The sequence below is a fragment of the Streptomyces olivochromogenes genome, assembly GCF_021538895.1.
GTDB lineage: Bacteria > Actinomycetota > Actinomycetes > Streptomycetales > Streptomycetaceae > Streptomyces > Streptomyces olivochromogenes_A.
The window spans coordinates 23,332-46,724 of record NZ_JADDRL010000056.1; the positions used below are offsets into that span (position 1 = coordinate 23,332).

24 protein-coding genes are annotated in these 23,393 nt (G+C 70.6%); 11 read left to right on the forward strand and 13 right to left on the reverse strand.

The genetic code is table 11. The features are described from left to right. The first annotated feature begins 1 nt into the window (after position 1). From IPZ69_RS26325 to IPZ69_RS26340, 4 genes are all read left to right on the forward strand, one after another. Positions 2–916, forward strand: coding sequence for a F0F1 ATP synthase subunit gamma (locus IPZ69_RS26325; RefSeq protein WP_235456972.1), 915 nt, complete (start codon positions 2–4; stop codon positions 914–916). Continuing rightward, positions 917–2,353, forward strand: coding sequence for a F0F1 ATP synthase subunit beta (atpD, locus tag IPZ69_RS26330; protein WP_235456973.1), 1,437 nt, complete (start codon positions 917–919; stop codon positions 2,351–2,353). Positions 2,354–2,481: 128 nt separating this feature from the next. Continuing rightward, a complete protein-coding gene (locus IPZ69_RS26335; RefSeq protein WP_235456974.1) occupies positions 2,482–2,856 on the forward strand; it encodes a F0F1 ATP synthase subunit epsilon in 375 nt (124 codons plus the stop codon). 162 nt (positions 2,857–3,018) lie between these two features. Then, complete coding sequence (locus tag IPZ69_RS26340; protein WP_235456975.1) at positions 3,019–3,465, forward strand: DUF2550 domain-containing protein; 447 nt, start codon at positions 3,019–3,021, stop codon at positions 3,463–3,465. Between the two features lie 80 nt (positions 3,466–3,545). On the opposite strand, the gene IPZ69_RS26345 is transcribed toward IPZ69_RS26340, so the two are convergent. The 3 genes from IPZ69_RS26345 to IPZ69_RS26355 all read right to left on the reverse strand — a co-directional run bounded on the left by IPZ69_RS26345 (position 3,546) and on the right by IPZ69_RS26355 (position 7,343). Beyond that, entirely contained in the window at positions 3,546–5,369 is a 1,824-nt protein-coding gene (locus tag IPZ69_RS26345; protein WP_235456976.1) for a glycoside hydrolase family 18 chitinase, read from the reverse strand. A gap of 124 nt (positions 5,370–5,493) precedes the next feature. Next, a complete protein-coding gene (locus tag IPZ69_RS26350; protein WP_235456977.1) occupies positions 5,494–6,135 on the reverse strand; it encodes a response regulator in 642 nt (213 codons plus the stop codon). Next, a complete protein-coding gene (locus tag IPZ69_RS26355) occupies positions 6,132–7,343 on the reverse strand; it encodes a sensor histidine kinase (RefSeq protein WP_235456978.1) in 1,212 nt (403 codons plus the stop codon). The genes IPZ69_RS26350 and IPZ69_RS26355 overlap by 4 nt, the downstream gene beginning before the upstream one ends. Before the next feature lie 152 nt (positions 7,344–7,495). Here IPZ69_RS26355 and IPZ69_RS26360 point away from each other — a divergent pair, with 152 nt between their 5' ends. Next, on the forward strand, positions 7,496–8,041 hold the full coding sequence (locus IPZ69_RS26360) for a hypothetical protein (protein ID WP_235456979.1): 546 nt from the start codon (positions 7,496–7,498) through the stop codon (positions 8,039–8,041). On the opposite strand, the gene IPZ69_RS26365 is transcribed toward IPZ69_RS26360, so the two are convergent. The 3 genes from IPZ69_RS26365 to IPZ69_RS26375 are packed head-to-tail and all read right to left on the reverse strand — an operon-like array spanning position 8,038 to position 10,175. Further along, entirely contained in the window at positions 8,038–8,610 is a 573-nt protein-coding gene (locus IPZ69_RS26365; protein WP_235456980.1) for a cob(I)yrinic acid a,c-diamide adenosyltransferase, read from the reverse strand. The two genes, IPZ69_RS26360 and IPZ69_RS26365, sit on opposite strands and share 4 nt — an antisense overlap. 13 nt (positions 8,611–8,623) lie before the next feature. Further along, positions 8,624–9,373 (reverse strand): ABC transporter permease, encoded by a 750-nt coding sequence (locus tag IPZ69_RS26370; protein WP_235456981.1) that lies wholly within the window; start codon positions 9,371–9,373, stop codon positions 8,624–8,626. Positions 9,374–9,389: 16 nt separating this feature from the next. Then, complete coding sequence (locus tag IPZ69_RS26375) at positions 9,390–10,175, reverse strand: ATP-binding cassette domain-containing protein (RefSeq protein WP_235456982.1); 786 nt, start codon at positions 10,173–10,175, stop codon at positions 9,390–9,392. Positions 10,176–10,254: 79 nt separating this feature from the next. On the opposite strand from IPZ69_RS26375, the gene IPZ69_RS26380 reads away from it, so the two are divergent. The 4 genes from IPZ69_RS26380 to IPZ69_RS26395 all read left to right on the forward strand — a co-directional run bounded on the left by IPZ69_RS26380 (position 10,255) and on the right by IPZ69_RS26395 (position 15,149). Continuing rightward, positions 10,255–10,896, forward strand: coding sequence for a TetR/AcrR family transcriptional regulator (locus tag IPZ69_RS26380; RefSeq protein ID WP_235456983.1), 642 nt, complete (start codon positions 10,255–10,257; stop codon positions 10,894–10,896). A 124-nt stretch (positions 10,897–11,020) separates the two neighbouring features. Continuing rightward, the gene (locus tag IPZ69_RS26385) at positions 11,021–11,869 is read left to right on the forward strand and encodes a 3-hydroxyacyl-CoA dehydrogenase family protein (protein ID WP_235456984.1); all 849 of its coding nucleotides are present in this window, start codon (positions 11,021–11,023) and stop codon (positions 11,867–11,869) included. 190 nt (positions 11,870–12,059) lie between these two features. Beyond that, positions 12,060–12,383, forward strand: coding sequence for an STAS domain-containing protein (locus tag IPZ69_RS26390; RefSeq protein ID WP_235456985.1), 324 nt, complete (start codon positions 12,060–12,062; stop codon positions 12,381–12,383). Positions 12,384–12,653: 270 nt separating this feature from the next. Next, complete coding sequence (locus IPZ69_RS26395; RefSeq protein WP_235456986.1) at positions 12,654–15,149, forward strand: ATP-binding protein; 2,496 nt, start codon at positions 12,654–12,656, stop codon at positions 15,147–15,149. An 81-nt stretch (positions 15,150–15,230) separates the two neighbouring features. Here the strand turns inward: IPZ69_RS26395 and nucS are convergent, their stop codons facing one another. After that, a complete protein-coding gene (gene nucS / locus IPZ69_RS26400) occupies positions 15,231–15,902 on the reverse strand; it encodes an endonuclease NucS (RefSeq protein WP_235456987.1) in 672 nt (223 codons plus the stop codon). Between the two features lie 298 nt (positions 15,903–16,200). Here nucS and IPZ69_RS26405 point away from each other — a divergent pair, with 298 nt between their 5' ends. Further along, a complete protein-coding gene (locus tag IPZ69_RS26405) occupies positions 16,201–16,593 on the forward strand; it encodes an SCO5389 family protein (RefSeq protein WP_235456988.1) in 393 nt (130 codons plus the stop codon). Positions 16,594–16,723: 130 nt separating this feature from the next. On the opposite strand, the gene IPZ69_RS26410 is transcribed toward IPZ69_RS26405, so the two are convergent. After that, on the reverse strand, positions 16,724–17,752 hold the full coding sequence (locus IPZ69_RS26410; protein ID WP_235456989.1) for an LLM class flavin-dependent oxidoreductase: 1,029 nt from the start codon (positions 17,750–17,752) through the stop codon (positions 16,724–16,726). Between the two features lie 225 nt (positions 17,753–17,977). Between IPZ69_RS26410 and IPZ69_RS26415 the strand changes: the two genes are divergently transcribed. Further along, positions 17,978–18,319, forward strand: a complete 342-nt coding sequence (locus IPZ69_RS26415) for an ATP/GTP-binding protein (protein WP_235456990.1) — start codon at positions 17,978–17,980, stop codon at positions 18,317–18,319. An 8-nt stretch (positions 18,320–18,327) separates the two neighbouring features. On the opposite strand, the gene IPZ69_RS26420 is transcribed toward IPZ69_RS26415, so the two are convergent. The 5 genes from IPZ69_RS26420 to IPZ69_RS26440 form a co-directional block, all read right to left on the reverse strand. After that, positions 18,328–19,212 (reverse strand): ABC transporter permease, encoded by an 885-nt coding sequence (locus IPZ69_RS26420; RefSeq protein ID WP_235456991.1) that lies wholly within the window; start codon positions 19,210–19,212, stop codon positions 18,328–18,330. Next, positions 19,209–20,480 (reverse strand): ABC transporter ATP-binding protein, encoded by a 1,272-nt coding sequence (locus tag IPZ69_RS26425; protein WP_235456992.1) that lies wholly within the window; start codon positions 20,478–20,480, stop codon positions 19,209–19,211. The genes IPZ69_RS26420 and IPZ69_RS26425 overlap by 4 nt, the downstream gene beginning before the upstream one ends. A gap of 113 nt (positions 20,481–20,593) precedes the next feature. Continuing rightward, complete coding sequence (locus tag IPZ69_RS26430) at positions 20,594–21,364, reverse strand: ABC transporter permease (RefSeq protein ID WP_235456993.1); 771 nt, start codon at positions 21,362–21,364, stop codon at positions 20,594–20,596. A gap of 3 nt (positions 21,365–21,367) precedes the next feature. Beyond that, on the reverse strand, positions 21,368–22,321 hold the full coding sequence (locus IPZ69_RS26435) for an ATP-binding cassette domain-containing protein (protein ID WP_235456994.1): 954 nt from the start codon (positions 22,319–22,321) through the stop codon (positions 21,368–21,370). An 85-nt stretch (positions 22,322–22,406) separates the two neighbouring features. After that, on the reverse strand, positions 22,407–23,342 hold the full coding sequence (locus IPZ69_RS26440; RefSeq protein WP_235456995.1) for a cellulose-binding protein: 936 nt from the start codon (positions 23,340–23,342) through the stop codon (positions 22,407–22,409). Between the last annotated feature and the right edge of the window lie 51 nt (positions 23,343–23,393).

Consider the following 23,393-nt stretch of genomic DNA (forward strand, 5'->3'; position numbering starts at 1 on the left):
CATGGGAGCCCAGCTCCGGGTCTACAAGCGTCGCATCCGATCCGTCACCGCGACCAAGAAGATCACCAAGGCGATGGAGATGATCGCCGCCTCGCGTGTCGTCAAGGCACAGCGCAAGGTGGCGGCCTCCACGCCGTACGCGACCGAGCTCACCCGCGCGGTCACGGCGGTCGGTACCGGGTCGAACACCAAGCACCCGCTCACCACGGAGACGGAGAACCCGACCCGTGCCGCGGTCCTGCTCCTCACGAGCGACCGCGGTCTGGCCGGTGCCTTCAACTCCAACGCCATCAAAGCGGCGGAGCAGCTGACCGAGCGCCTGGAGCGCGAGGGCAAGCAGGTCGACACGTACATCGTCGGCCGCCGCGGTGTGGCCCACTACAACTTCCGCGAGCGCAAGATCGCGGAGTCGTGGACCGGCTTCACCGACGAGCCGTCGTACGCGGACGCCAAGACGGTCGCCGCGCCCCTGATCGAGGCCATCGAGAAGGACGCGGCCGACGGTGGCGTGGACGAACTCCACATCGTCTTCACCGAGTTCGTCTCGATGATGACGCAGACGGCGCTCGACGCCCGTCTGCTGCCGCTGCGTCTCGAAGAGGTCGCGGAGGAGAAGCCCCAGGGCGAGCTCCTTCCGCTGTACGACTTCGAGCCGTCGGCGGAGGACGTCCTCGACGCGCTGCTGCCGCGCTACGTGGAGAGCAGGATCTACAACGCGCTGCTCCAGTCGGCCGCTTCGAAGCACGCCGCCACGCGGCGCGCGATGAAGTCGGCCACCGACAACGCGGGCGAGCTGATCAACACGCTCTCCCGTCTTGCCAACGCGGCCCGCCAGGCCGAAATCACCCAGGAAATCAGCGAGATCGTCGGTGGCGCGAGCGCCCTGGCCGACGCGACCGCGGGGAGTGACCGATAAATGACCACCACTGTTGAGACCGCGACGGCTACGGGCCGCGTCGCCCGGGTCATCGGCCCGGTCGTCGACGTGGAGTTCCCCGTCGACGCGATGCCGGAGATCTACAACGCCCTTCACGTCGAGGTGGCCGACCCGGCCAACGCCGGCGAGAAGAAGACGCTGACCCTGGAGGTCGCCCAGCACCTGGGTGACGGCCTGGTCCGCACCATCTCCATGCAGCCCACCGACGGTCTGGTCCGCCAGGCCGCGGTCACCGACACCGGCAACTCCATCACGGTGCCCGTCGGTGACTTCACCAAGGGCAAGGTGTTCAACACCCTCGGTGAGGTGCTGAACGTCGACGAGAGTTACGAGGGCGAGCGCTGGGGCATCCACCGCAAGGCCCCGAACTTCGACGAGCTCGAGTCGAAGACCGAGATGTTCGAGACCGGCGTCAAGGTCATCGACCTGCTGACCCCGTACGTCAAGGGCGGCAAGATCGGTCTGTTCGGCGGCGCCGGCGTCGGCAAGACGGTGCTCATCCAGGAGATGATCTACCGCGTCGCCAACAACCACGACGGTGTCTCCGTGTTCGCCGGTGTCGGTGAGCGCACCCGTGAGGGCAACGACCTCATCGAGGAAATGAGCGACTCGGGCGTCATCGACAAGACCGCTCTGGTCTTCGGTCAGATGGACGAGCCCCCGGGCACCCGTCTGCGCGTCGCGCTGGCCGGCCTCACCATGGCCGAGTACTTCCGTGACGTCCAGAAGCAGGACGTGCTGTTCTTCATCGACAACATCTTCCGCTTCACGCAGGCCGGTTCCGAGGTCTCCACGCTGCTCGGCCGTATGCCCTCCGCGGTGGGTTACCAGCCGAACCTGGCCGACGAGATGGGTCTCCTCCAGGAGCGCATCACGTCAACCCGTGGTCACTCGATCACCTCGATGCAGGCGATCTACGTCCCCGCGGACGACCTGACCGACCCGGCCCCGGCCACCACCTTCGCCCACCTCGACGCGACGACGGTTCTGTCCCGTCCGATCTCCGAGAAGGGCATCTACCCGGCCGTGGACCCGCTGGACTCCACGTCCCGGATCCTGGACCCGCGGTACATCGCGCAGGACCACTACAACGCGGCCATGCGCGTGAAGACGATCCTGCAGAAGTACAAGGACCTCCAGGACATCATCGCGATCCTCGGTATCGACGAGCTCGGCGAGGAGGACAAGCTCGTCGTCCACCGTGCCCGTCGTGTGGAGCGCTTCCTGTCCCAGAACACCCACGTCGCCAAGCAGTTCACCGGCGTGGACGGCTCGGACGTGCCGCTCGAGGAGTCGATCGCCGCGTTCAACGCGATCTGCGACGGTGAGTACGACCACTTCCCCGAGCAGGCGTTCTTCATGTGCGGCGGCATCGAGGACCTCAAGGCCAACGCCAAGGAGCTGGGCGTCTCCTGAGCCCCGTGCTCATATGAGAGGGGCATGGACGCATCCCCGCGGGGTGTGTCCAGCCCCTCTCTCCACGCCCATTAGAATTGACCCCAACACCCGGCACTACCGCCGGGTGGTGACCCGAGGAGCCACCCTTGGCTGCTGAGCTGCACGTCGAGCTGGTCGCCGCGGACCGCCAGGTCTGGTCCGGCGAGGCCACCCTGGTCGTCGCGCGCACCACGTCCGGCGACATCGGCGTCATGCCCGGTCACCAGCCGCTGCTCGGTGTGCTGGAGTCGGGCCCGGTGACCATCCGTACGAGTGATGGTGGAACGGTCGTCGCGGCGGCGCACGGCGGATTCATCTCGTTCGCGGACAACAAGTTGTCGCTGCTGGCCGAGATCGCCGAGCTGTCGGACGAGATCGATGTCCAGCGCGCGGAGCGGGCGCTCGAACGCGCGAAGGAGGAGGCCGACGCCTCCGCCGAGCGTCGCGCGGACGTCCGTCTGCGTGCCGCGACGTCGCGCTGACCGAGGGCGCCTCCCCAGGCCTTTAGGCTCTGGGGGAGCGCTGTGTGTGATGACGACACTCAGCCGCGGCTGGGACCGGAGCAATCCGGTACCAGCCGCGGCTGAGGCAGATGTGGGTGTTTTTTCCGTTCCGTTACCTAGGAGACGAGGAGGTCGGTGCCGATGGTCCTCGCTCTGACTGTGTGCGGAGTCGTGGTCGCGCTCGTGGTGGTGGGACTCTTCCTGTTCGGCCTGCGGCGCAGACTCATCCAGCGTTCCGGCGGAACCTTCGACTGCAGCCTGCGCTGGGACGTACCGGAGAAACCCGACGCCAACGGCAAGGGCTGGAGCTACGGCGTCGCCCGCTACAACGGCGACCGGATCGAGTGGTACCGCGTCTTCTCGTACGCCCCCCGGCCGCGCCGCGTCCTGGAACGCGCGCAGATCGAGGTGGCCGGCCGCCGCCTCCCCGAGGGCGAGGAGGAACTGGCGCTGCTCTCCGACGCCGTCATCCTGGCCTGTACCCATCGGGGCATCCGCCTCGAACTCGCCATGAGCGAAGACGCGCTGACCGGATTTCTCGCGTGGCTGGAAGCAGCCCCGCCCGGACAGCGAGTGAATGTGGCGTAGCCACATTCACTCGCTGGGTGGGGGTCCCCCCGGACGAAGTCTGGGGGAGCGTCAATGTCGCTTAGTGAGCTTTAACTCCGTTACGACAGCCCGGAGTTGATGGCGCTCACCAGTTCGCCGTTGCTGGTGTCACCGCTGAACTCCCAGAAGAAGGCGCCGCCCAGTCCCTGGGACTTGGCCCACGCCATCTTGCTGTTGATGGTGGCGGGAGTGTCGTACGACCACCAGTTGCTGCCGCAGTGCGCGTACGCCGTGCCCGCGACGGTGCCCGTGGCCGGGCAGGACGTCTTGAGGACCTTGTAGTCCTCGATGCCCTGCTCGTAGGTGCCGGCCGCCGGGCCCGTGGCCGTGCCGCCCGGGGCGTCCTGGGTGACGCCGGTCCAGCCGCGGCCGTAGAAGCCGATGCCTATCAGGAGCTTGCTCGCGGGCACGCCCTTCGCCTTGTACTTGGCCATCGCGTCGGCCGTGGTGAAGCCGGCGGTCGGGATGCCGCTGTACGAGGTGAGCGGGGAGTGCGGGGCCGTCGGGCCCTGCGCCGCCCAGGCGCCGAAGAAGTCGTACGTCATCACGTTGTACCAGTCGACGTACTGGGCCGCACCCGCGTAGTCGGCCGCGTCGATCTTGCCGCCGGAGGAGCCGTCGGCGGTGACCGCGGCGGTGACCAGGTTGTTCGAGCCGAACTTGGCGCGCAGCGCGGACATCAGGTTCTTGTAGGCCGCCGCCCCGCTGGTGTCACAGGACAGACCGCAGGCGTTCGGGTACTCCCAGTCGATGTCGATGCCGTCGAAGACATCGGCCCAGCGCGGGTCCTTGACCAGGTTGTAGCAGGACTGCGCGAAGGCGGTCGGGTTGGCCGCCGCCTGAGCGAAGCCGCCGGACCAGGTCCAGCCGCCGAAGGACCACAGCACCTTGAGGTTCGGGTACTTGGCCTTCAGCTCGCGCAGCTGGTTGAAGTTGCCGCGCAGCGGCTGGTCCCAGGTGTCGGCGACGCCGCTGACCGACTGGTCGGCGGTGAAGGCCTTGTCGTAGTCGGCGTAGGAGTCGCCGATCGCGCACTGGCCGTTGGTGACGTTGCCGAAGGCGTAGTTGATGTGGGTGATCTTGGCGGCCGAGCCGGACGTCACCAGGTTCTTGACGTTGTAGTTGCGGCCGTAGATGCCCCACTCGGTGAAGTAGCCGAGCTTGACCTTGTTGCCGGTGGGCGGGGGATTGGTGCCGCCGCCGGTGGTGTGGACCGCGACCGCGCCGCTGACCGGACCGGTCTGGTCGGCGGTGTCGCGGGCCTGGACGGTGTAGGAGTAGTCGGTGCCGGCACTCAGGCCGGTGTCGGAGTACGAGGTCGTCGTGACGGTGGCGATCTTCGAGCCGTCGCGCAGCACGTCGTAGTTCTTGATGCCCTTGTCGTCGGTCGCCGCCGACCAGGACAGCTTCGCCGAGGTGTCGGTGATGTTCGACGCGGTCGGGGTGCCCGGCGCGGAGGGTGCCGCGTCGCCGGGGACGGTGGTGCCGTCACAGCTGTCGCCGTTGAGCTTGCAGTTGGAGGGCGAGCCGGAGCCGGCGCCGTTGAAGCCGAAGGAGACGGAGGCACCCGGGGCGATGGAGCCGTTGTAGGACTTGTTCTTGGCGGTCCAGTGGGTGCCGGAGGAGGTGACGTCCGCGTCCCAGGCGGAGGTGACGGACGTGCCGGAGGGGAAGTCCCACTGGATCGTCCACGAGCTGATGGCCGTGGTGCCGGTGTTCTTGACGGTCCACTTGCCCTCGAAGCCGGTGCCCCAGTCCTGGGTCTTGGCGTAGGTGGCGGTGGCCGTCGTCGCGGCCTGGGCGGGACTCGCGAGGCCGACCAGTCCGGCCAGGGGGAGCAACAGGGTCGCGAACCCTGCCGCGGCTCTGTGTCTGAAGCGCATGCTGCGCCTCCCTCTTTGTCGGGGGTGTCAGGGGCATGACTGAGCCTTCACGCCCACAGTGCCGCGAGAATAGAAAGGTCTGGACCACGGGTCAATAGGTCTGGACCACCTGTCCGATGACCGGCTAGATCCCCAACTCCTGAGCCAGCACGGCCGCTTGGACCCGGCTGCGCAGCCCCAGCTTCCCCAGCAGACGGCTGACGTGCGTCTTCACGGTCGCCTCCGCCATGTCGAGCCGCTCCGCGATGCCCGCGTTGGACAACCCTTGCCCGAGGCACGCCAGCACCTCACGCTCGCGCCGCGTCAGCGCGTCGAGCACCGCTGGATCGGCGCTCGTCTCCCGCACCGGCCCGGCGGCGAACTCGGCGATCAGCCGCCGGGTGACGGCCGGGGCGACGATCCCCTCCCCGCGTGCCACCGTGCGCACCGCCTCCAGCAGGTCCTTCGCCTCCGCGTTCTTCAGCAGGAACCCGGCCGCACCGGCCCGCAGCGCCCCGAACACGTACTCGTCGAGGTCGAAGGTGGTCAGCACGAGGACGTCCGCGAGCCGCTCCGCGACGACCTTGCGGGTCGCCGACACCCCGTCCAGGCGCGGCATCTGCACGTCCATCAGCACCACGTCGGGCCGCAACTCCCGGGCCAGTTCGACCGCCCGCTCTCCGTCCGCCGCCTCGCCGGCCACCTCGATGTCGGGCGCGCTGCCCAGGATGAGCACCAGGCCGGCGCGCACGGCGGACTGGTCCTCGGCGACCAGGACACGGATCATTCGGGATCTCCTTCGGCCACAGGCAGACGGGCGCGTACGGTCCACAGCGCGCCGTCGGGACCGGCCTCGAAGCTGCCGCCCAGCAGCGCCGCCCGCTCCCGCATCCCGATCAGACCGGCGCCGGAACCGGGGGCGCCGGGGCCCGCCCTGAGGCCGTACGGGCTGGTCACATGGACGTGCAGGGCGCCGTCGTCCTCGCTGAGCGCCACCCGGACGCGGCCGCTCGCCGCGTGCTTGAGGGCGTTGGTCAGCGATTCCTGCACGATACGGTAGGCGGCCAGCTCGACCGGCGCGGGCACCCGGCCGTGGACGGCGCTGAGGCTGACGTCGAGGCCGTTGGCGCGGGCGCCGTCGACGAGGTCGGCGACGCCGTCGAGGGTCGGGGGCATGGGGGTACCTCCCTGCTCGAGCGAAGCCGAGAGCTTGGGGGACGGTTCGTCCTCGCCGTCGCCCGCCCGCAGGATCCCGATCAGCCGCCGCATCTCGGCGAGCCCCGCCACACTGTTCTCACGGATGACGGCCAGGGCCTGCCGGGAGGTCCCGGGGTCGTCGATGGACAGCGCGGCCGTGGAGTGGATGGCGATCGCCGACAGGTGGTTGGCGACCATGTCGTGCAGCTCCCGGGCCACCCGGGCGCGCTCGGCGGTGACCGCCTGGGTGCGGTCCATCTCGGCCAGCAGCGCGGTCTGTTCGGCCCGCAGCCGGGCGGCCTCGGCCGCGTCGCGGTGGTTGCGCACCACCCAGCCGGTGGACGCCGGCGCCAGCGCGACCACGCCCACGCCGACACCGATCAGCAGAGCCTGCGGATCGCGCCAGAGCGCGGCCGGCACGACACCGCTGATCACCGTGAGCAGACCGGTGACCCAGGGGATGCGGCGGGCGGCGGCCGGCGTGCCGTACAGGACCGCCGAGTACATCAGGTCCGTGTACAGCACGATCGTGACGACGTTGCCCAGGGTCACCGTGTCCGCGACGATCGCGGCCGTACCGATCAGCAGGGCGGGCCGGGGCCGGGTGCGGCGCAGCAGCTCGCAGGCGGCGGTCACGGTGAGTGGCACCAGGGGGGCCCAGCGCTGCGGCCACAGGGCCAGGTCGTCCGAGGGCAGCCGCGGCGCGATGCCGAGCGCCCACAGCAACAGCCCCCCGAGCAGCCCGCCCACGGCGATGCGCACGTCGTCGCGGTGCGGGCGGGGGAGTGTCAGGGCCATGCCTCCATCCAACACGGCGCGCGAGCCCGCTGCCTGCTCCTCGGGAACGGTCCGGAACTGCATCTTTCGATGTACCGCGAGTTCGTCGGCGGCGACGACGCGGCCCGCGGATCCGGCCGGGAGCCTGGAAGGGGGAACGAGAGGAGCGAGACGTGATCGTCGGGTTGATCGTCGCCTGTGAGGTGGCCTTCTGGGTGCTGCTCGCGGCCGGACTGGCCTTCCGCTACGGCCTGCGGATGCCGCGCACGGGTCTGGCCCTGCTGCTGTGCGAGCCGCTGCTGGAGGTCGTGCTGTTCGCCGTCACCGCGATCGACCTCAAGAACGGCGCGGAACCCGACTGGCGGCACGGACTCGCCGCCGTGTACATCGGGTTCACCGTGGGGCTCGGGCACTCCACGATCAAGTGGGCCGACGCCCGGGTCGCCCACCGCTTCGCCGGCGGCCCGCCGCCCGTCAAGCCGCCCAGGTACGGCACGGCCCGCGCCGTCCACGAGTGGAAGGTCGCGGGCCGCTGGATCCTCGCGTCACTGGTCGCCGTCGCCCTGCTCCAGGCCGCGGTCTGGTACGTCGGCGACGACGGCGAGACCGGTTCGCTGCGGGCGTGGCAGCTGAGGATGGTGTGGCTGATCGGCATCAACCTGATCATCGCGACGAGCTACACCCTGTTCCCGAAGCGGCGTCCCGCCGACGGGAGCTAGCGCTCCCCGCCGGGCACCCACAGGACATCGCCCGTGGTGCCGTTGGCTGTCCGCGCCAGGATGAACAGCAGGTCCGAGAGCCGGTTGAGGTAGGTGGCGGTCAGCGGGTTCATGATCTCGCCGTGTGCCTCCAGGGCCGCCCAGGTCGACCGTTCCGCGCGGCGTACGACCGTGCACGCCTGGTGCAGCAGGGCGGCGCCCGGCGTGCCTCCCGGAAGGATGAAGGAGCGCAGCTTCTCCAGCCGCTCGTTGAAGCGGTCGCAGTCCGCCTCCAGCTTGTCGATGTAGAACTGCTCCACCCGCAGGGGCGGGAACTCGGGGTTCTCCACCACCGGAGTCGACAGGTCCGCACCCACGTCGAACAGGTCGTTCTGCACCCGGGTGAGGACCTTGACGACCTCCTCGTCCAGGCTGCCCAGGGCGATCGCCGTGCCGATCACCGCATTCGCCTCGTTGGCATCGGCGTACGCCGAGATCCGCAGATCGGTCTTGGCGACCCGGCTCATGTCGCCGAGAGCGGTGGTGCCCTTGTCGCCGGTCCTGGTGTAGATGCGCGTCAGATTGACCATGTGGCCAGCGTAGTTACGCCCCGGCCGTACGGAACACACGTGTGCCCACCGTCACGGCGAGCGCCGCGAAGGCGACGGCCACCAGGACGCCGTACAGCATGTGCGCCGTTGTGTAGGAGCCGACGTACGCGTCGCGCACCGCGTCCACCAGATAGCGCAGCGGCACGAGGTGCGAGAGCGCGTCCAGCCAGGCCGGCGCGAGGGTCATCGGGAGCATCAGGCCGGACAGGAGCATCGACGGCATCGTCAGCGCGTTGATCGCCGGACCGAACTCCTGCGGGGTGCGGACGCGCATCGCCAGCGCGTAGGACAGGGACGCCAGGGCGACGGTGAGCAGCGCGACGAACGCGAAGCCGATGAGCACACCGGGCAGCGGGGCGCGCAGGCCCATCGCCGTCGCGGCCAGCACCAGCAGCACCGCCTGGAAGACGAACACGGTGGCGTCCCGCAGCACCCGGCCGAGCAGCAGGGCGAGCCGGCTGACGGGGGTCACCCGCATCCGCTCCACCACCCCCTGCCCGTTCTCGATGATGATCGCGAAGCCGGCGAAGGACGCTCCGAACAGGCCGAGTTGGAGCAGCAGCCCGGGGACCAGAAGTTGCCAGGAACTGCCCCGCCCGCCCAGTGGCAGGCCGGTCAGGAGCGGGCCGAAGAACAGCAGGTACAGCAGCGGCATCAGCACACCGAAGAGCAGGGCGAAGCGGGAGCGCAGGGACTGGCGCAGGTAGCGGCCGTAGATGAGCGCGGTGTCGTGCAGGAGCATCGGTTCGGTCCTCGTCCTATACGGCTACGGGGGCGGCGTCGGCCGGGGAGGGGCCGCGGCCGGTGATGGCGAGAAACGTGTCCTGGAGCGAGGCGTCGAGCGAGCCGCCGTACTGAAGCTTCAGCGCGCCGGGTGTGCCCTCGGCCGCCACCACGCCCCGGTCGACGATCACCAGCCGGTCGGCGAGGGCGTCGGCCTCGTCCAGATAGTGGGTGGTGAGGAAGACCGTCGTGCCGTGCCGGTCGCGCAGGCGACGGATCAGGTCCCACAGGTCGGCGCGGCTCGCGGGATCGAGGCCGGTCGTCGGCTCGTCCAAGAAGAGCACCACCGGGCGGTGGGTGAGCGCCATGGCGATGTCCAGCCGGCGCCGCTGGCCGCCGGAGAGCTGGGCCGTCCTGCGGTCGAGCAGCTCGGTGAGGTCCAGGTCGTGGGCCAGTTCCCGGGCGCGTTCCCTCGCCCGGTCCTTCGGCAGCCGGTACAGGCGCCCCTGGGTGACCAGTTCCTCCCGCACGGTGATCTGCCCGTCCACCCCGCCGGACTGGGCGACGTGGCCGATGACCCGGCGGACGGCGGCCGGGTCGCCGGCCAGGTCGTGACCGGCGACCGTGGCGGCGCCGCCGGTGGGCCTCAGCAGGGTGGTGAGCATGCGCAGGGTGGTCGTCTTGCCGGCGCCGTTCGGGCCGAGGAAGCCGAGGATCTCGCCGGGCCGCACGCGGAGGTCGATGCCGCGCACGGCCTCCACGGGGCCGCGTTTCGTCTGGAAGGTGCGGGCCAGTCCGGCCGCGCTGATGACCGCTGTCATACGGCCAGAAAAACAGAGTCCATGAAATTTTGCAACGACCCCAAGTTTTCAATCGGCCCAGCGAAGCTAGGATTCGGACATGGCAGAAGGGCTCCGGGAGCGGAAGAAGCGGCAGACCAGGCAATACATCTCGGATGTCGCCACGGGCCTGTTCATCGAGCGCGGATTCGACGCGGTGACGGTGGCGGAGATCGCCGACGCGGCCAATGTCTCCGTCAACACGGTCTACAACTACTTTCCGGCCAAGGAGGACCTCTTCTTCGACCGCTCCGCCGGACTGACCGACCGGCTGGCCCGTTGGGTGCGCGGCCGGGGCGCGGGCGAGTCGGCCGCCGCGGCGGTCCTGCGCGAGCTGCGCGAGGAGGTCGAGGCGGTCTCGCCCCGGGTCGGCCTGATCGCCGACTACGCCCGCTTCATGCGGGTGATCGAGGAGGCGCCCGCGCTGCGCTCCCGGCTGTGGGCGATCCAGCAGGAGGTCCAGTCCGGTCTGGAGGCGGCCCTGCGGGAGGAGACCGGCGCCGCGGACGACGACCCGCTCCCCGGTCTGATGGCGGGTCAGATCAACTGGGCGCACGCCGCCGTCATGTCCGCCATCGCCTGCGAGATGATCAAAGGCCGTGATCCGCGTGAAGTGTCCCGAGAGGTGCTGGTCCTCCTCGAAGACATAGAGGATCTGCTGAGTGAAAAGGTGCTCAACTACGCCGTCCGAGGCTTGGAATGACCCCTGCCGGTGTGATGTCCGTCAGTTGAGACGTGACGCGCGTTACTTACCGGTCACACAGCCCCTCACGACCGCTATCGTCCGCCGAAGAGGCGTACGTAAACAGCGTGTAAGGGGAGTCGGAGTGGCACGGAAGCTTGCCGTCATCGGGGCCGGTCTCATGGGTTCCGGCATCGCCCAGGTCTCCGCGCAGGCGGGCTGGGACGTCGTCCTGCGTGACGTCACCGACGAGGCACTGAGGCGTGGCACCGACGGCATCAAGGCCTCGTACGACAAGTTCGTCGGCAAGGGGAAGATGGAGGCGCACGACGCCGACACCGCCCTCGCCCGCATCACCGCGACCACCGACCTGGACGCCGCCGCCGACGCCGACATCGTCGTGGAGGCCGTCTTCGAGAAGCTGGAGGTCAAGCACGAGATCTTCCGCACGCTCGACAAGATCGTGCGCGAGGACGCCGTGCTCGCCTCCAACACCTCCGCGATCCCGATCACCAAGATCGCGGCGGCCACCGAGCACCCGGAGCGGGTCGTCGGTGTGCACTTCTTCTCGCCGGTGCCGATGATGCAACTCGTCGAACTCGTCCGGGGCTACAAGACCAGCGACGAAACCCTCGCCACCGCGCGGGAGTTCGCCGAGTCCGTCGGCAAGACCTGCATCGTCGTCAACCGGGACGTGGCCGGCTTCGTCACGACCCGCCTGATCTCGGCCCTCGTCGTCGAGGCGACCAAGCTCTACGAGTCGGGCGTCGCGACCGCCGAGGACATCGACCTGGCCTGCAAGCTGGGCTTCGGCCATGCCATGGGCCCGCTCGCCACGGCGGACCTCACCGGCGTCGACATCCTGCTGCACGCCACCAGCAACATCTACACCGAATCGCAGGACGAGAAGTTCGCTCCGCCGGAGCTGATGCGCCGGATGGTTGACGCCGGTGACATCGGGCGCAAGAGCGGGCAGGGCTTCTACACGTACTGACACACCCGTACGTAACCACCAACGAAACCGCACAATCCCCGAGGGGCATCACCCGCGGGGGTGAATTCGGTATCGGTTCGCTCACAGACGGCAACCTCGTCGCCGCTGGAGCAGTCAGACGATGCACAGCACCGTCTAGGAGCACACGGACGACACGGAGCACGAACGCCGAAACTCTCGGGGAGCGCATATGCACATCAGGGGCGACCACGCCGAGCTGGTCGTCGGGGGCCGCCTCGACGTCCGCAGCGCGGCGGACGCCCGTACGGTCCTGCACACGGCCGTCGACCGCGGTGTCGGCGACCTGGTGCTCGACCTGTCCGAGCTGGACTCCTGGGACGCCACCGGACTCGGGGTGATCATGGGTGCCCACCGGCGGGCGGGCCGCTGCGGCCGCCGCCTGGTGCTGCGCGACGTACCGCCGCAGATGCAGCGCCTGCTGGTGGCCACCCGGCTGCACCGGATCCTGGCCATCGAGGGGGGCATCGGCGTGGAGTCGCTGCCCCGCGTGTGACGCCTCGACCAGGTGTGACCCCGGCGACGGGGGAGACCCGGGCGGACACGGCGAACCGCACGTCACGCGCAATCCTCACGAGACTGTGACGTCTCGGTCGGCTCGGTACCCCGGGCTGTCGGAGATACTGTGCGAAGGTTTAAGGTTCGGTCGCCCGCTGCCTCGCAACCCTCAAGCGGGACCGGACCAGAAGCGACAGCGCGGTGTGCAACAGGCCGGGAGGGGCCGGCCGAATCACGGCACACGACGCTTTTGGGGGGCTTGGAACCTATGGACCCGAACAACCCGGGACCCGAGGGGTACGGCCACGACGGTGACGGCCACACGCCGCGCCAGCGCCCGCCCAGGGAATCCCTCACATCCGACTTCGGCCAGAGCACACCGGCGCTCGCCCGCACGGTGCAGCTCGTCTCCGGCGACTACCTGCTGACCGTCAACCCGGTCGACGGCAGCGAGATCGAGGCCTGCCCACCCGGAGAGCGACCAGGCAGGCCGCAGAAGCTCACCGCCGCCGAACGCGCCGAGACCGAGCGCGTCGCCCGGCCGCCCGTCCCGCCCGGCCCCGCGCTGCCGGTGCTCCCTCTGCTGGAGCGCCAGGACGAGCGCGAGAGCCTCGTACGGCTGCTCGCCCGCGGCCGCTCCGTCCGTCTCACCGGCCCGGCCGGCTCGGGCCGCACCGCGCTCCTCGACCTCGTCGCCGAGGACTGCTCCGACCTCGCCCCCGACGGCGTGGTCCGCCTCAGCGGCTTCCACCGCACCCCGGACGACCTGCTCCACGACCTCTTCTACGCCGTCCACAACGCGCCCCTGCACCGGCCGGACAAGGACGAACTGCTCGCACTGGTCCGGGAGATCGGCGCGGTCGTCGTCCTCGACGACGTCGAGTTCGGCGGCGCCGGCCTCGACGAGCTCCTCGACGCCACCCCCGAGTGCGCCTTCCTGATCGGCGCCACCCCGGACGTGCCCGCGCCGTCCGCGGACTCGGACGTCGAGGAGGTCGTGCTCGGCGGACTCGACCGGGCCGTGGGCGTGGACATCCTGGAGCGCGCCGTCGGCCGCGTCCTGACCGAGGAGGAGGCCAACTGGGCGGGCGACCTCTGGTTCGAGTCCGAGGGCCTGCCCCTGCGGTTCGTCCAGGCCGGTGCCCTGCTGCGGCAGCGCGACCAGCTGCGGGCCAGCACCGGCGCGGTGGACGAGTACGGCGTCTTCGAGGACGTACGGCCCCCGGTCGACGCCCCGCTCGACGCGGCCGCCGAGGACGGCGAGGAGATCCCGCTCCCCTCGCTCGGCGAGGCCGCCGCGCCCGCCCCGCTGCTCGCCTCCCGGCTCAGCACCTCCGCCCGCACCACCCTGCGCTTCGCCGTCGCCCTGGGCGGCGAGGTGCCGCACCAGGCGCATCTGCCCGCGCTGGTCGGCGACACCCACGCGGACGCCGCGCTCGGCGAGCTGGCCGCCTGCGGACTGGTCACCCCGGTCGGCTCCCGCTACCGCCTCGCGGCCGGCGTACAGGCCCAGCTGGAGACCGCCGGATACACCGACGACCTCGCCGCCGACGCCCTCACCGCCGCCCAGCACTACGCCTGGTGGGCAGGGCACCCCTCGGTCACCCCGGAGCGGGTGTGCGCCGAGGCCGACGCCGTGATCGCCGCGCTGACCGTCCTGGTGCCCGGGACCACGCCCTCGGCCGAGGGCGAGGAGTGCACCGCCGTCCAGCTCGCCCGCACGGCCGCGCCGGCCTTCGCCGCGGGTCTGCACTGGAGCGCCTGGGACCGGGTGCTGCGGGCCGGCGCCGAGGCCGCCCAGCTGTCCGGTGAGGTGTCCGAACAGGCCTACTTCCACCACGAGTTGGGCGTCCTCGCGCTCTGCGGCGGACAGTTCGAGCGGGCCCGCGCCGAACTGGAGGCCTCGATCGGCCTGCGCGGCGCCCTCGCCGACAAGCGCGGCACCGTCGCCGGCCGCCGCGCGCTCGCCCTGGTCGCCGACCGCACGGGCGAGGTGCTGGGCCTCGGAGCCCTGGCCGGCGAGGAGATCCCCGACGCGCGGTACGAGGAGTCGGCCTCGCCGCCCGGCGGCATCCCCGCGGCCCACCCGCTGTCGCGGCCGGCCGCCGGCGACCTCCTGGTGTCCCACCAGGCCTCGGTCTCGGCCCCGGCCTCGAAGCCCCAGGGCGGCCTGCGGCGCCTGGCCCGCCGCAACCTGGTCGCGGCCGGTTCCGGCGCCCTGCTCGCCGCCGTCCTCGGCACGGTCGTCACGCTCGGCATGACGTCGCAGAACAGCGCCGACAACCCGGCCAACAATGTGAGCGTCAACCCGTCCGCCAGTGAGGGCACCGACGACGGCGGCCTCGGCGCGGACCCGAAGAAGGACGACGGAAGCGACGGCGACACCGGGACGGCCACCAGCCGTCCGACGGATCCCGGTTCCGACGGGACGCTCGGCACCTCGGCGGACCCGGCCCAGCCCTCGGACGACCCGAGCGGCACGCACAAGCCCGGCGGCGGGGGCCCGACGGGCAGGCCGACCACCAAGCCGCCGACGTCCAAGCCGCCCACGTCCAAGCCGCCGACCAGCAAGCCGCCGACGTCGAAGCCGCCGACGTCGAGCACGCCGACGCCCACGCCGTCCGGCACGCCCAGCCCGACGCCGTCGGCTTCGTCGAGCCCGTCCACCTCCGACTCGGCCAGTGGACCCGCCTCCAGCGCCCCGGCCGCGTCGAGCAGTTCGGCGGGCGCGCCGGGGAGCGGCGGCCCCGGTCCCGTCATCTGAGACCGGACAACGAGAAGGCCGGGTCCCCGTTCAGGGACCCGGCCCGCACAGCCGACCGGACGACTGTCCGCCGACTGTCCGTCAGAACAGGCGCAGCTTGTCGTCCTCGATGCCCCTGAGGGCGTCGTAGTCCAGGACCTGGCAGCCGATGCCCCGGTCCGTGGCGAGGACGCGGGCCTGCGGCTTGATCTCCTGGGCGGCGAAGACGCCACGGACGGGGGCGAGATGCGGATCGCGGTTCAACAGCTCCAGGTAGCGCGTGAGTTGCTCCACGCCGTCGATCTCGCCGCGCCGCTTGATCTCCACGGCGACGGTCTGCCCCTCGGCGTCCCGGCACAGGATGTCGACCGGGCCGATGGCGGTCATGTACTCGCGGCGGATCAGGGTGTAGCCGTCGCCGAGCGTCTCGATGCGGTCGGCGAGCAGCTCCTGGAGGTGCGCTTCCACGCCGTCCTTGATCAGGCCGGGGTCCACGCCGAGTTCGTGCGAGGAATCGTGGAGGACTTCCTCCATCGTGATGATCAGCTTCTCGCCTGTTTTGTTGACGACAGTCCAGACGCCCTCTTCCTCGCCGGTCCCCTCCTTCAGCGTGCAGGGCGGCGACATCCAGTTGAGGGGCTTGTAGGCCCGGTCGTCCGCGTGGATGGAGACGCTGCCGTCCGCCTTGACCAGGATCAGGCGGGGAGCCGAGGGCAGGTGGGCGGTGAGCCGGCCGGCGTAGTCGACCGAGCACCGGGCAATGACGAGACGCATGGAGGGCAACGCTACTCGAAGTCCCGCCACCCTCGCGATTCGCCCACCCGACTCCCGTCACCGGCCTCGATCGAGACCCTTCGGGTCGCCCCTTTTACTTCGGAAACAGGCGTTCATCCCTGGCCGATTGTGTGCCCAATGGGATCGGCCCATGTGCGCAATCGCCTGGTGCGGTCACCGTCCGTTGCCTACCGTAGTGAACGGGAGGTCGCGATGCGTGTACTCAGCGTGTTCGGTATTGCGAACTCTCTTACCTGTCCGGCAACCCCTGCTGTTCGGGGGTGCGAGAGGAGTACCCATGTCGCTCGACGTCTCACCGGCCCTACTCGAACAGGCCGAGCGAGGCGAGGTCGACGAAGCCGATTTCGTCGACTGCGTCCGGACCTCCCTGCCTTACGCATGGGAGATGATCAGCTCCCTGGTGGCCCAGCTGAAGGTGGACGGCGGAGAGTTCGCCGACAACCAGACGCCTCCGCCGGACGAGCAGGCACGGGGCCAGCTGCTGCGCGCGCTCGCGAGTGATGCCATACGCGGCGCGCTGCAGCGGCACTTCGGTGTGCGGCTGGCCTTCCAGAACTGTCACCGGGTGGCGGTGTTTCCGGTGGACGCCTCGGTCGACGAGAGGCTGGCCCGCTTCACCTCGGTGCGCAGTCAGCTGCTGAACCAGTCCCCGGAGCTCCGGGACTGCTGACGCGGAGCTCCGGGACCGCTGACGCAGTGAGCCGCATGCTTGCCGCTCCATACGCGGGAGGTGCAATCAGTACAGGGGCGGCAAGCTCTCCTCGCGACACGGGCCTCGACCGGCGCGGCGGGAGGATCCCTCAGCGGAGGTGGGGGAGGATCTCGGCGCCCAGCCGCCGTACGTTCTCCTCGGTCGCCGCCAGGTCTCCCGAGCCCTCGACGAGCAGGGCGAAGCGGGAGATGCCGGTCCGCTCCGAGGTCGCCGCGAGCCGGTCGGCACACAGGCGCGGGGTGCCCACCGGGTGCAGCCCGCAGAGCAGTTCGGTGTACGCCAGCGGGTCGCGCATCGAGCGGGTGCGGCCGTCCACGGTGACATGGGCCTCCAGGCCCTGCCTGAGCCAGCCCGGCATCGCCTTCAGCAGTGTCTCCGCCGCGTCGGTGCGCCGGTCGGCGATCTGGCAGACGCCGGCGGAGACATGTGCCGCGCCCGCGATCTCGTCCGGCGTTCGTCCCGCCGCACGCGCCAACTGCCGCCACAGGGCGACCATCTCGGCCTTCTCCTCGTCCCCGACGTGCATGCCGAGCAGCATCGGCAGCCCGCGTTCGGCCGCCAGCCGGACGCTCGCCGGCGAGGTGCAGGCCACGACGACCTCGGGGCCCGGGGTCTCCGTCAGCGCCTCGGAGGGGCGCGGGACCACCGGTACCTCGCGGAAGGAGAACCGTTCCCCCGTGGCCGACACCGACGGCTCGCGCAGCCAGCGCTGGAGCAGGTCGAGTGACTCCGGGAACCCGTGCTCGTACGCTTCGAGTCCCGGTCCGAACACCTCCAGGTCCACCCACGGGCCGCCGCGCCCCACGCCGAGCGTGAAGCGCCCGCCGCTCGTCACGTGCAGCAGCGCGGCCTGCTCGCCGAGGGCCACGGGGTGGACGGTGGGCAGTACGCTGACCGCCGTGCCGACCCGGATACGGTGGGTGCGCCCCAGCAGTAACGCGGCGAGGGTGATAGCCGACGGGCATGTGCCGTACGGCACGAAGTGGTGCTCGGCCAGCCAGACCGCGTCCAGCCCCGCCTCCTCGGCGACCTCCGCCGAGCGGACCGCCCGGTGCAGTGCCTCCCCTTGGCCCTGGCCCGGGAACTGGGCCGCCAGCACAAAACTTCCGACGTGCATCGCTCTTTTCCTGCTTCCCTTGGCTCCGACACGGAGCTCCCCCACCCGGCATAACCGGGCGACACGTGCCGAGGACACGGCCTGGCGAAGAGATTTGCGGATTGTCTGCAGAACCGGTCGCTCGGAAAGGGGACTTGTGCGGGTTGGTGCCCTTCGCGTACCCCCGTCCGGGCCGCGTAGGCTGGACTGAGCCCGTGCTTTCTGTAGAGCCCCGTGAGGTGTTCCGTGTCCCCGCGTCGCAACCGGCCCAAGGGCCCCCGTGAAGCGGACTCGTCCGGCCGCAGCGCCGAGGACGACCGCGTCGGCCGTTACGGCGGCTGGCAGTCCACGGAGAGCTGGCAGGGCGAGGAGTGGAGCGTGCGGCACGTGGCCGGGGCGAGCTCCGAGGGCAAGACGTACCGCTGCCCGGGCTGCGACCAGGCGATCGCCTCCGGCGTCCCGCACGTGGTGGCCTGGCCGGAGCACGCGGGCGTCGACGACCGCCGGCACTGGCACAAGGCCTGCTGGAACGCGAAGGACCGCCGCACCACGCGGGTGCAGCGGTCCCGTAACGCGCCGAGGTTCTAGAGGCGGACTCAGACGTCCCGGCTCTGCAGGAGCGCGTGGGCGCCGGCGTACGCGGCCGCCGTCACGCCCAGGACGATCCACAGCGGGTCCCAGCCGGACGGGCCGGTGTCGCTCAGCGAGTTGGCGTAGAAGACGCTCAGCTGGTTCGGGATCGAGTACTCCAGCAGGGCCTGGCGCACGTCCGCCAGCGACTGCGAGAACATGAACAGCGCGATCACCAGCGGGGCGAGCAGGAGCCCGATCATGATGGTGATGGCGCCCGCCGAGTGCCGGATGATCGAGCCGATGACCAGCGAGAGCAGGCCGAGCAGGGCGATGTAGAGGCTGATGCCGACCGTGCCCTTCAGCCACTCCGCGCCGGACGGGTCCTTGATGCCGGTGCCGTCCAGCATCGAGACCTGCGTCATGGCGACGAACGAGGACGCGGCCAGGGTCACCACGAAGGCGACCACGAAGAACACGATGCCCTTCGCCGCGAGCACCCGGCCCCGGCTGGGGCAGGCGGTCATCGTCGTACGGATCATGCCCGTGCCGTACTCCGAGGCCGTGGTCAGCACGCCGAGCGTGATGATGCACATGCTGCCCAGCAGCAGCCCGAAGAAGCCGAGGCCCAGCGGGCTCTGGCCGGACATGTCCGAGTCCGAGGCGTTGCTGCTGACCACGGCACCGGCCAGCAGGCCGATACCGACGACGAGCAGCACGAACACGCCGAGCGTCCACATCGTCGAACGCACCGACTTGATCTTCGTCCACTCGGACGCGAGCGCGTGCCCGAGGTGCGTCTTGACCACCGGGATCGGCGAGGTGTAACCGGCGTACGGCCCGCCGGGCGCCGCCTGCCAGTTCGGCGCGGCCTCGGCCGCCTGCGGCATGGGGGGCTGGTGGGTGCTCATCGGGCGTCCTCGGGCTTGGTCAGGTCGGCGGGAGCGGCGGTCTGCGCGGGCGCGGCGACCGGGGCGGCGGACGGCTGCGGTGACGATTCGGCAGCCGGGGCGGCCGGGGCCTGGTTCCCGGGCGTCGCGTACGGGTTCGGTCCGCCGGCGGGCGCGCCGGGGGCGTACGGGCCGGGCGCGGCCGGACCGCCGTACGGGCCCGCGGGCGCGGCGCCCTGCGGCGGGGTGAACGGCTGGCCCCCCTGCTGGGGCGGCGGCGGGGCGTACCAGCCCGGCTGGCCCTGGCCCGGTACCGGCATCGGCGGCTGCGCGCCGGGCGGCAGCGGCTGCTGGAGGCCGGCCCGCTGGTCGATGGAGGAGCGGTAGTCCACGGCGCCCTGCGTCATCCGCATGTACGCCTCCTCAAGGGAGGCCTGGTGCGGCGACAGCTCCCACAGCCGGACGTCGGCGTCGTGCGCCAGGTCGCTGATGCGGGGGAGCGGCAGGCCCATGACGCGCAGCGCGCCGTCCTGCTCCGGCAGCACCTGCCCGCCCGCCTCGGTGAGCGCGGACGTCAGCTTCTCGCGCAGCTGGGGCTCGGTGTCGGGCGTCCGCACGCGGGCGAAGTCGGCCGAGTTCGCCGAGATGAAGTCCTTCACGCTCATGTCGGCGAGGAGCTGTCCGCGCCCGATCACGATGAGGTGGTCGGCGGTCAGCGCCATCTCGCTCATCAGGTGGCTGGAGACGAACACGGTCCGTCCCTCGGACGCCAGCGCCTTCATCAGGTTCCGCACCCAGAGGATGCCCTCGGGGTCGAGGCCGTTGACCGGCTCGTCGAACAGCAGGACCTGCGGGTCGCCGAGCAGCGCGGCCGCGATGCCGAGGCGCTGTCCCATGCCGAGCGAGAAGCCCTTGGACCGCTTCTTCGCCACGTCCTGAAGGCCCACCACCCCGAGCACCTCGTCGACCCGGCGCTCCGGGATGCCCGACAGCTGGGCCAGGCAGAGCAGGTGGTTACGGGCGTGCCGGCCGCCGTGCACGGCCTTGGCGTCGAGCAGCGCGCCGACCTGACGCGGGGCGTTCGGCAGCTTGCGGTACGGGTAGCCGCCGATCGTCACCGTGCCCGACGTGGGGTTGTCCAGGCCGAGGATCATTCGCATGGTCGTCGACTTGCCGGAGCCGTTGGGCCCGAGGAAGCCGGTGACGGCCCCGGGCCGTACCTGGAAGGAAAGGTTGTAGACGGCGGTCTTGTCGCCGTAGCGCTTGGTCAGGCCGACAGCCTCGATCATGCTCCGCACCCATCGAAAGGTTCAGGACAGCGGGGCACACGCCCCCGTAAGGGTTAGGAGGATAACCGGGCGCTGACGGTTCCGCCCAAGAGAGAGCAAAGCCGAAACCGGTCCTAGGCGTCCCGCTTCTTCAGCAGGATGTAGCCGCCGGTGAGGGCCGCGACCACCCACAGGCCCATGATGCCGAGGCCGCCCCAGGGGCCGTAGGGGGTGTCGTCGTCGACGCGGGGGACCACCTGCATGATGCGGCTGCCGGCCTGGTCCGGCAGGAACCGGCCGATCTTCTTCGTGGCGTCGACGTTGCCGAGGATGTTGGAGATCAGGAAGAAGAACGGCATCAGGATGCCGAGCGACAGCATGGGGGAGCGCAGCATCGAGGCGACGCCCATCGAGAACATGGCGATGAGCGTCATGTACAGCCCGCCGCCGATCACCGCGCGCAGCACGCCCGGGTCGCCGATCTCCGTCCGGTGCGAACCGAGCAGCGACTGCCCGAGGAAGAACGCGGCGAAGCTGGTCGCCATGCCGACGGCCAGGGCGAGCGCGGCCGCCACCGCGATCTTGCTGAACAGGAAGGTGGCCCGCTGCGGCACGGCCGCCAGCGAGGTGCGGATCATGCCGGTGCTGTACTCGTTCGACACCACGAGCACCCCGAACACGATCATCGCCAGCTGCCCGAGGGTCATGCCCGCGAAGCTGACGACGGTCGGATCGAAGTTGAGCCGCTCGCGCGCGGGCATCCTGTCGAACTGGCTCCGCGACAGGGCGGAGATCAGCATGCCGAGGGCGACGGTGACGACCACCGCGAGGGACAGCGTCCACACGGTGGACGCCACGGACCGGATCTTCGTCCACTCGGACCTGATGACCTGGACGGCCGCCATGGCTCAGGCCCCCTTCCAGTCGGCGCCCCAGTCCCTGGGGACCGAGGCGGTCTCGGAGTGCGCGTGGTACTCCACCGACTCCGCCGTCAGCCGCATGAAGGCCTCCTCCAGCGAGGCCTGCTGCGGGCTCAGCTCGTGCAGCACGATCCCGTGCCGGCTGGCCAGCTCGCCGATCGGCTCGGCCTTGCCGCCCTCCACCTCCAGCGCCTCGCCGCCCGCCTCCACGACCGTGATCCCGGCCTCGTGCAGCACGTCCAGCAGCCGCTCGCGCTGCGGGGTGCGGATCCGGACGTACGACCGCGAGTTCTGCCGGATGAAGTCGGCCATGGTGGTGTCGGCGAGCAGCCGGCCCTGTCCGATGACGACGAGGTGCTCGGCGGTCAGCGCCATCTCGCTCATCAGATGGCTCGACACGAAGACGGTCCGGCCCTGCGCGGCCAGGGACTTCATCAGGGTCCGGATCCAGTGGATGCCCTCGGGGTCCAGCCCGTTCACGGGCTCGTCGAACATCAGGATCCGGGGATCGCCGAGCAGCGCGCCGGCGATGCCGAGCCGCTGCCCCATGCCCAGCGAGAACCCCTTGGCCTTCTTGCGCGCCACGGCCGTGAGTCCCACGGTGTCGAGCACCTCGTGCACCCGGCTCGTCGGGATCCCGTTGCCCTGCGCGAGGCACAGCAGGTGATTGAAGGCGCTCCGCCCGCCGTGCACGGCCTTGGCGTCCAGCAGCGCCCCGATGTACGTCAGCGGATCCTTCAGCTGGTCGTAGTGCCTGCCGTCGATGCGGACGTCCCCGGCGGTGGGATGGTCGAGCCCGAGGATCATCCGCATGGTCGTCGACTTGCCGGCACCGTTGGGTCCGAGGAACCCCGTGACGATGCCCGGCCGGACGGAGAAGGTCAGGTTGTTCACCGCGACCTTCTCGCCGTACCGCTTGGTGAGCCCCTCTAGCTCGATCATGCGCACACGCTAGAACGGGACAAAGCCCCCTGCCACCGGAGCGGCAGGGGGCTTCGCTGTCGTTCAGCGGGTGAACGCCCGTGGGTTACCGGGACTGCTGGGCCGGCACACCGCGGGAGACCGGCTCGTCGTCGGCGGGCGTGCCGGCGGCGGCGACCGCGGCGCCGGTCAGCGTGGCGAGCATCTCGCGGACGTTCGTCAGCTGGGCGTTGATCGAGTCGCGGCGGTTGGTCAGGGCGGCCAGCTCGCGCTCGGATTCCGAGCGGATGCGGTCGGCCTTGGCGTTGGCGTCGGCCACGATGTCCTCGGCCTGGCGCTGCGCCGTCTCGACGGTCTGGCGGGCACGGCGCTCGGCGTCGGTGCGCAGCTTCTCGGCCTCCAGGCGCAGCTGCTCGGCGCGGTGCTCGATCTCGGCGAGGCGCTTCTCGGCCTTCTGCTGACGCGAGGCCAGGTCGCGCTCGGACTGCTCGCGGCGCTTGGCGAGGTTCGTCTCGAAGTCGGCGGCGGCCTGCGCGGCCTTGGCGCGGGTCTCCTCGAAGAGGGCGTCGGCCTCCTCGCGCTTGGACTGCGCGTCCTTCTGAGCCTCGGCGCGCAGCTGCGAGGCCTCACTCTTGGCCTTCTCGACGATCCGGACGCCCTCGTCCTCGGCCTTGGACTTGCGCTCCGCGGCGAACGACTCCGCGTCGTTGCGGACCTGCTGGGCCGCCGACTCGGCGAGCTCGCGGTGCTGCTCGGCGGCGCGCCGGGCCTCGTCCCGCAGGTCCTTGGCCTCTTCCTCGGCGAGGCGGAGGATCTTCTCGACCCGCGCGCCGAGACCCGCGTACGACGGCTCGGCGTCGGTGACCTGGGCCTGTGCGTTCTGCGTTTCGAGGTGGAGCTCCTCGATGCGCTTTTCCAGAGCGGTGATGCGGGAGAGAGCGCTGTCACGGTCGGAGACGAGCTTGGAGATGCGTTCGTCCACCTGAGCGCGGTCGTACCCACGCCGCACAAGCTCGAAGCCGTAGGGGGAAGTGTCGCTCATGGGGTTCCTGTCGAAAGAGACCGGTGAGGTGATAGGGGGAATCCTAGGGGC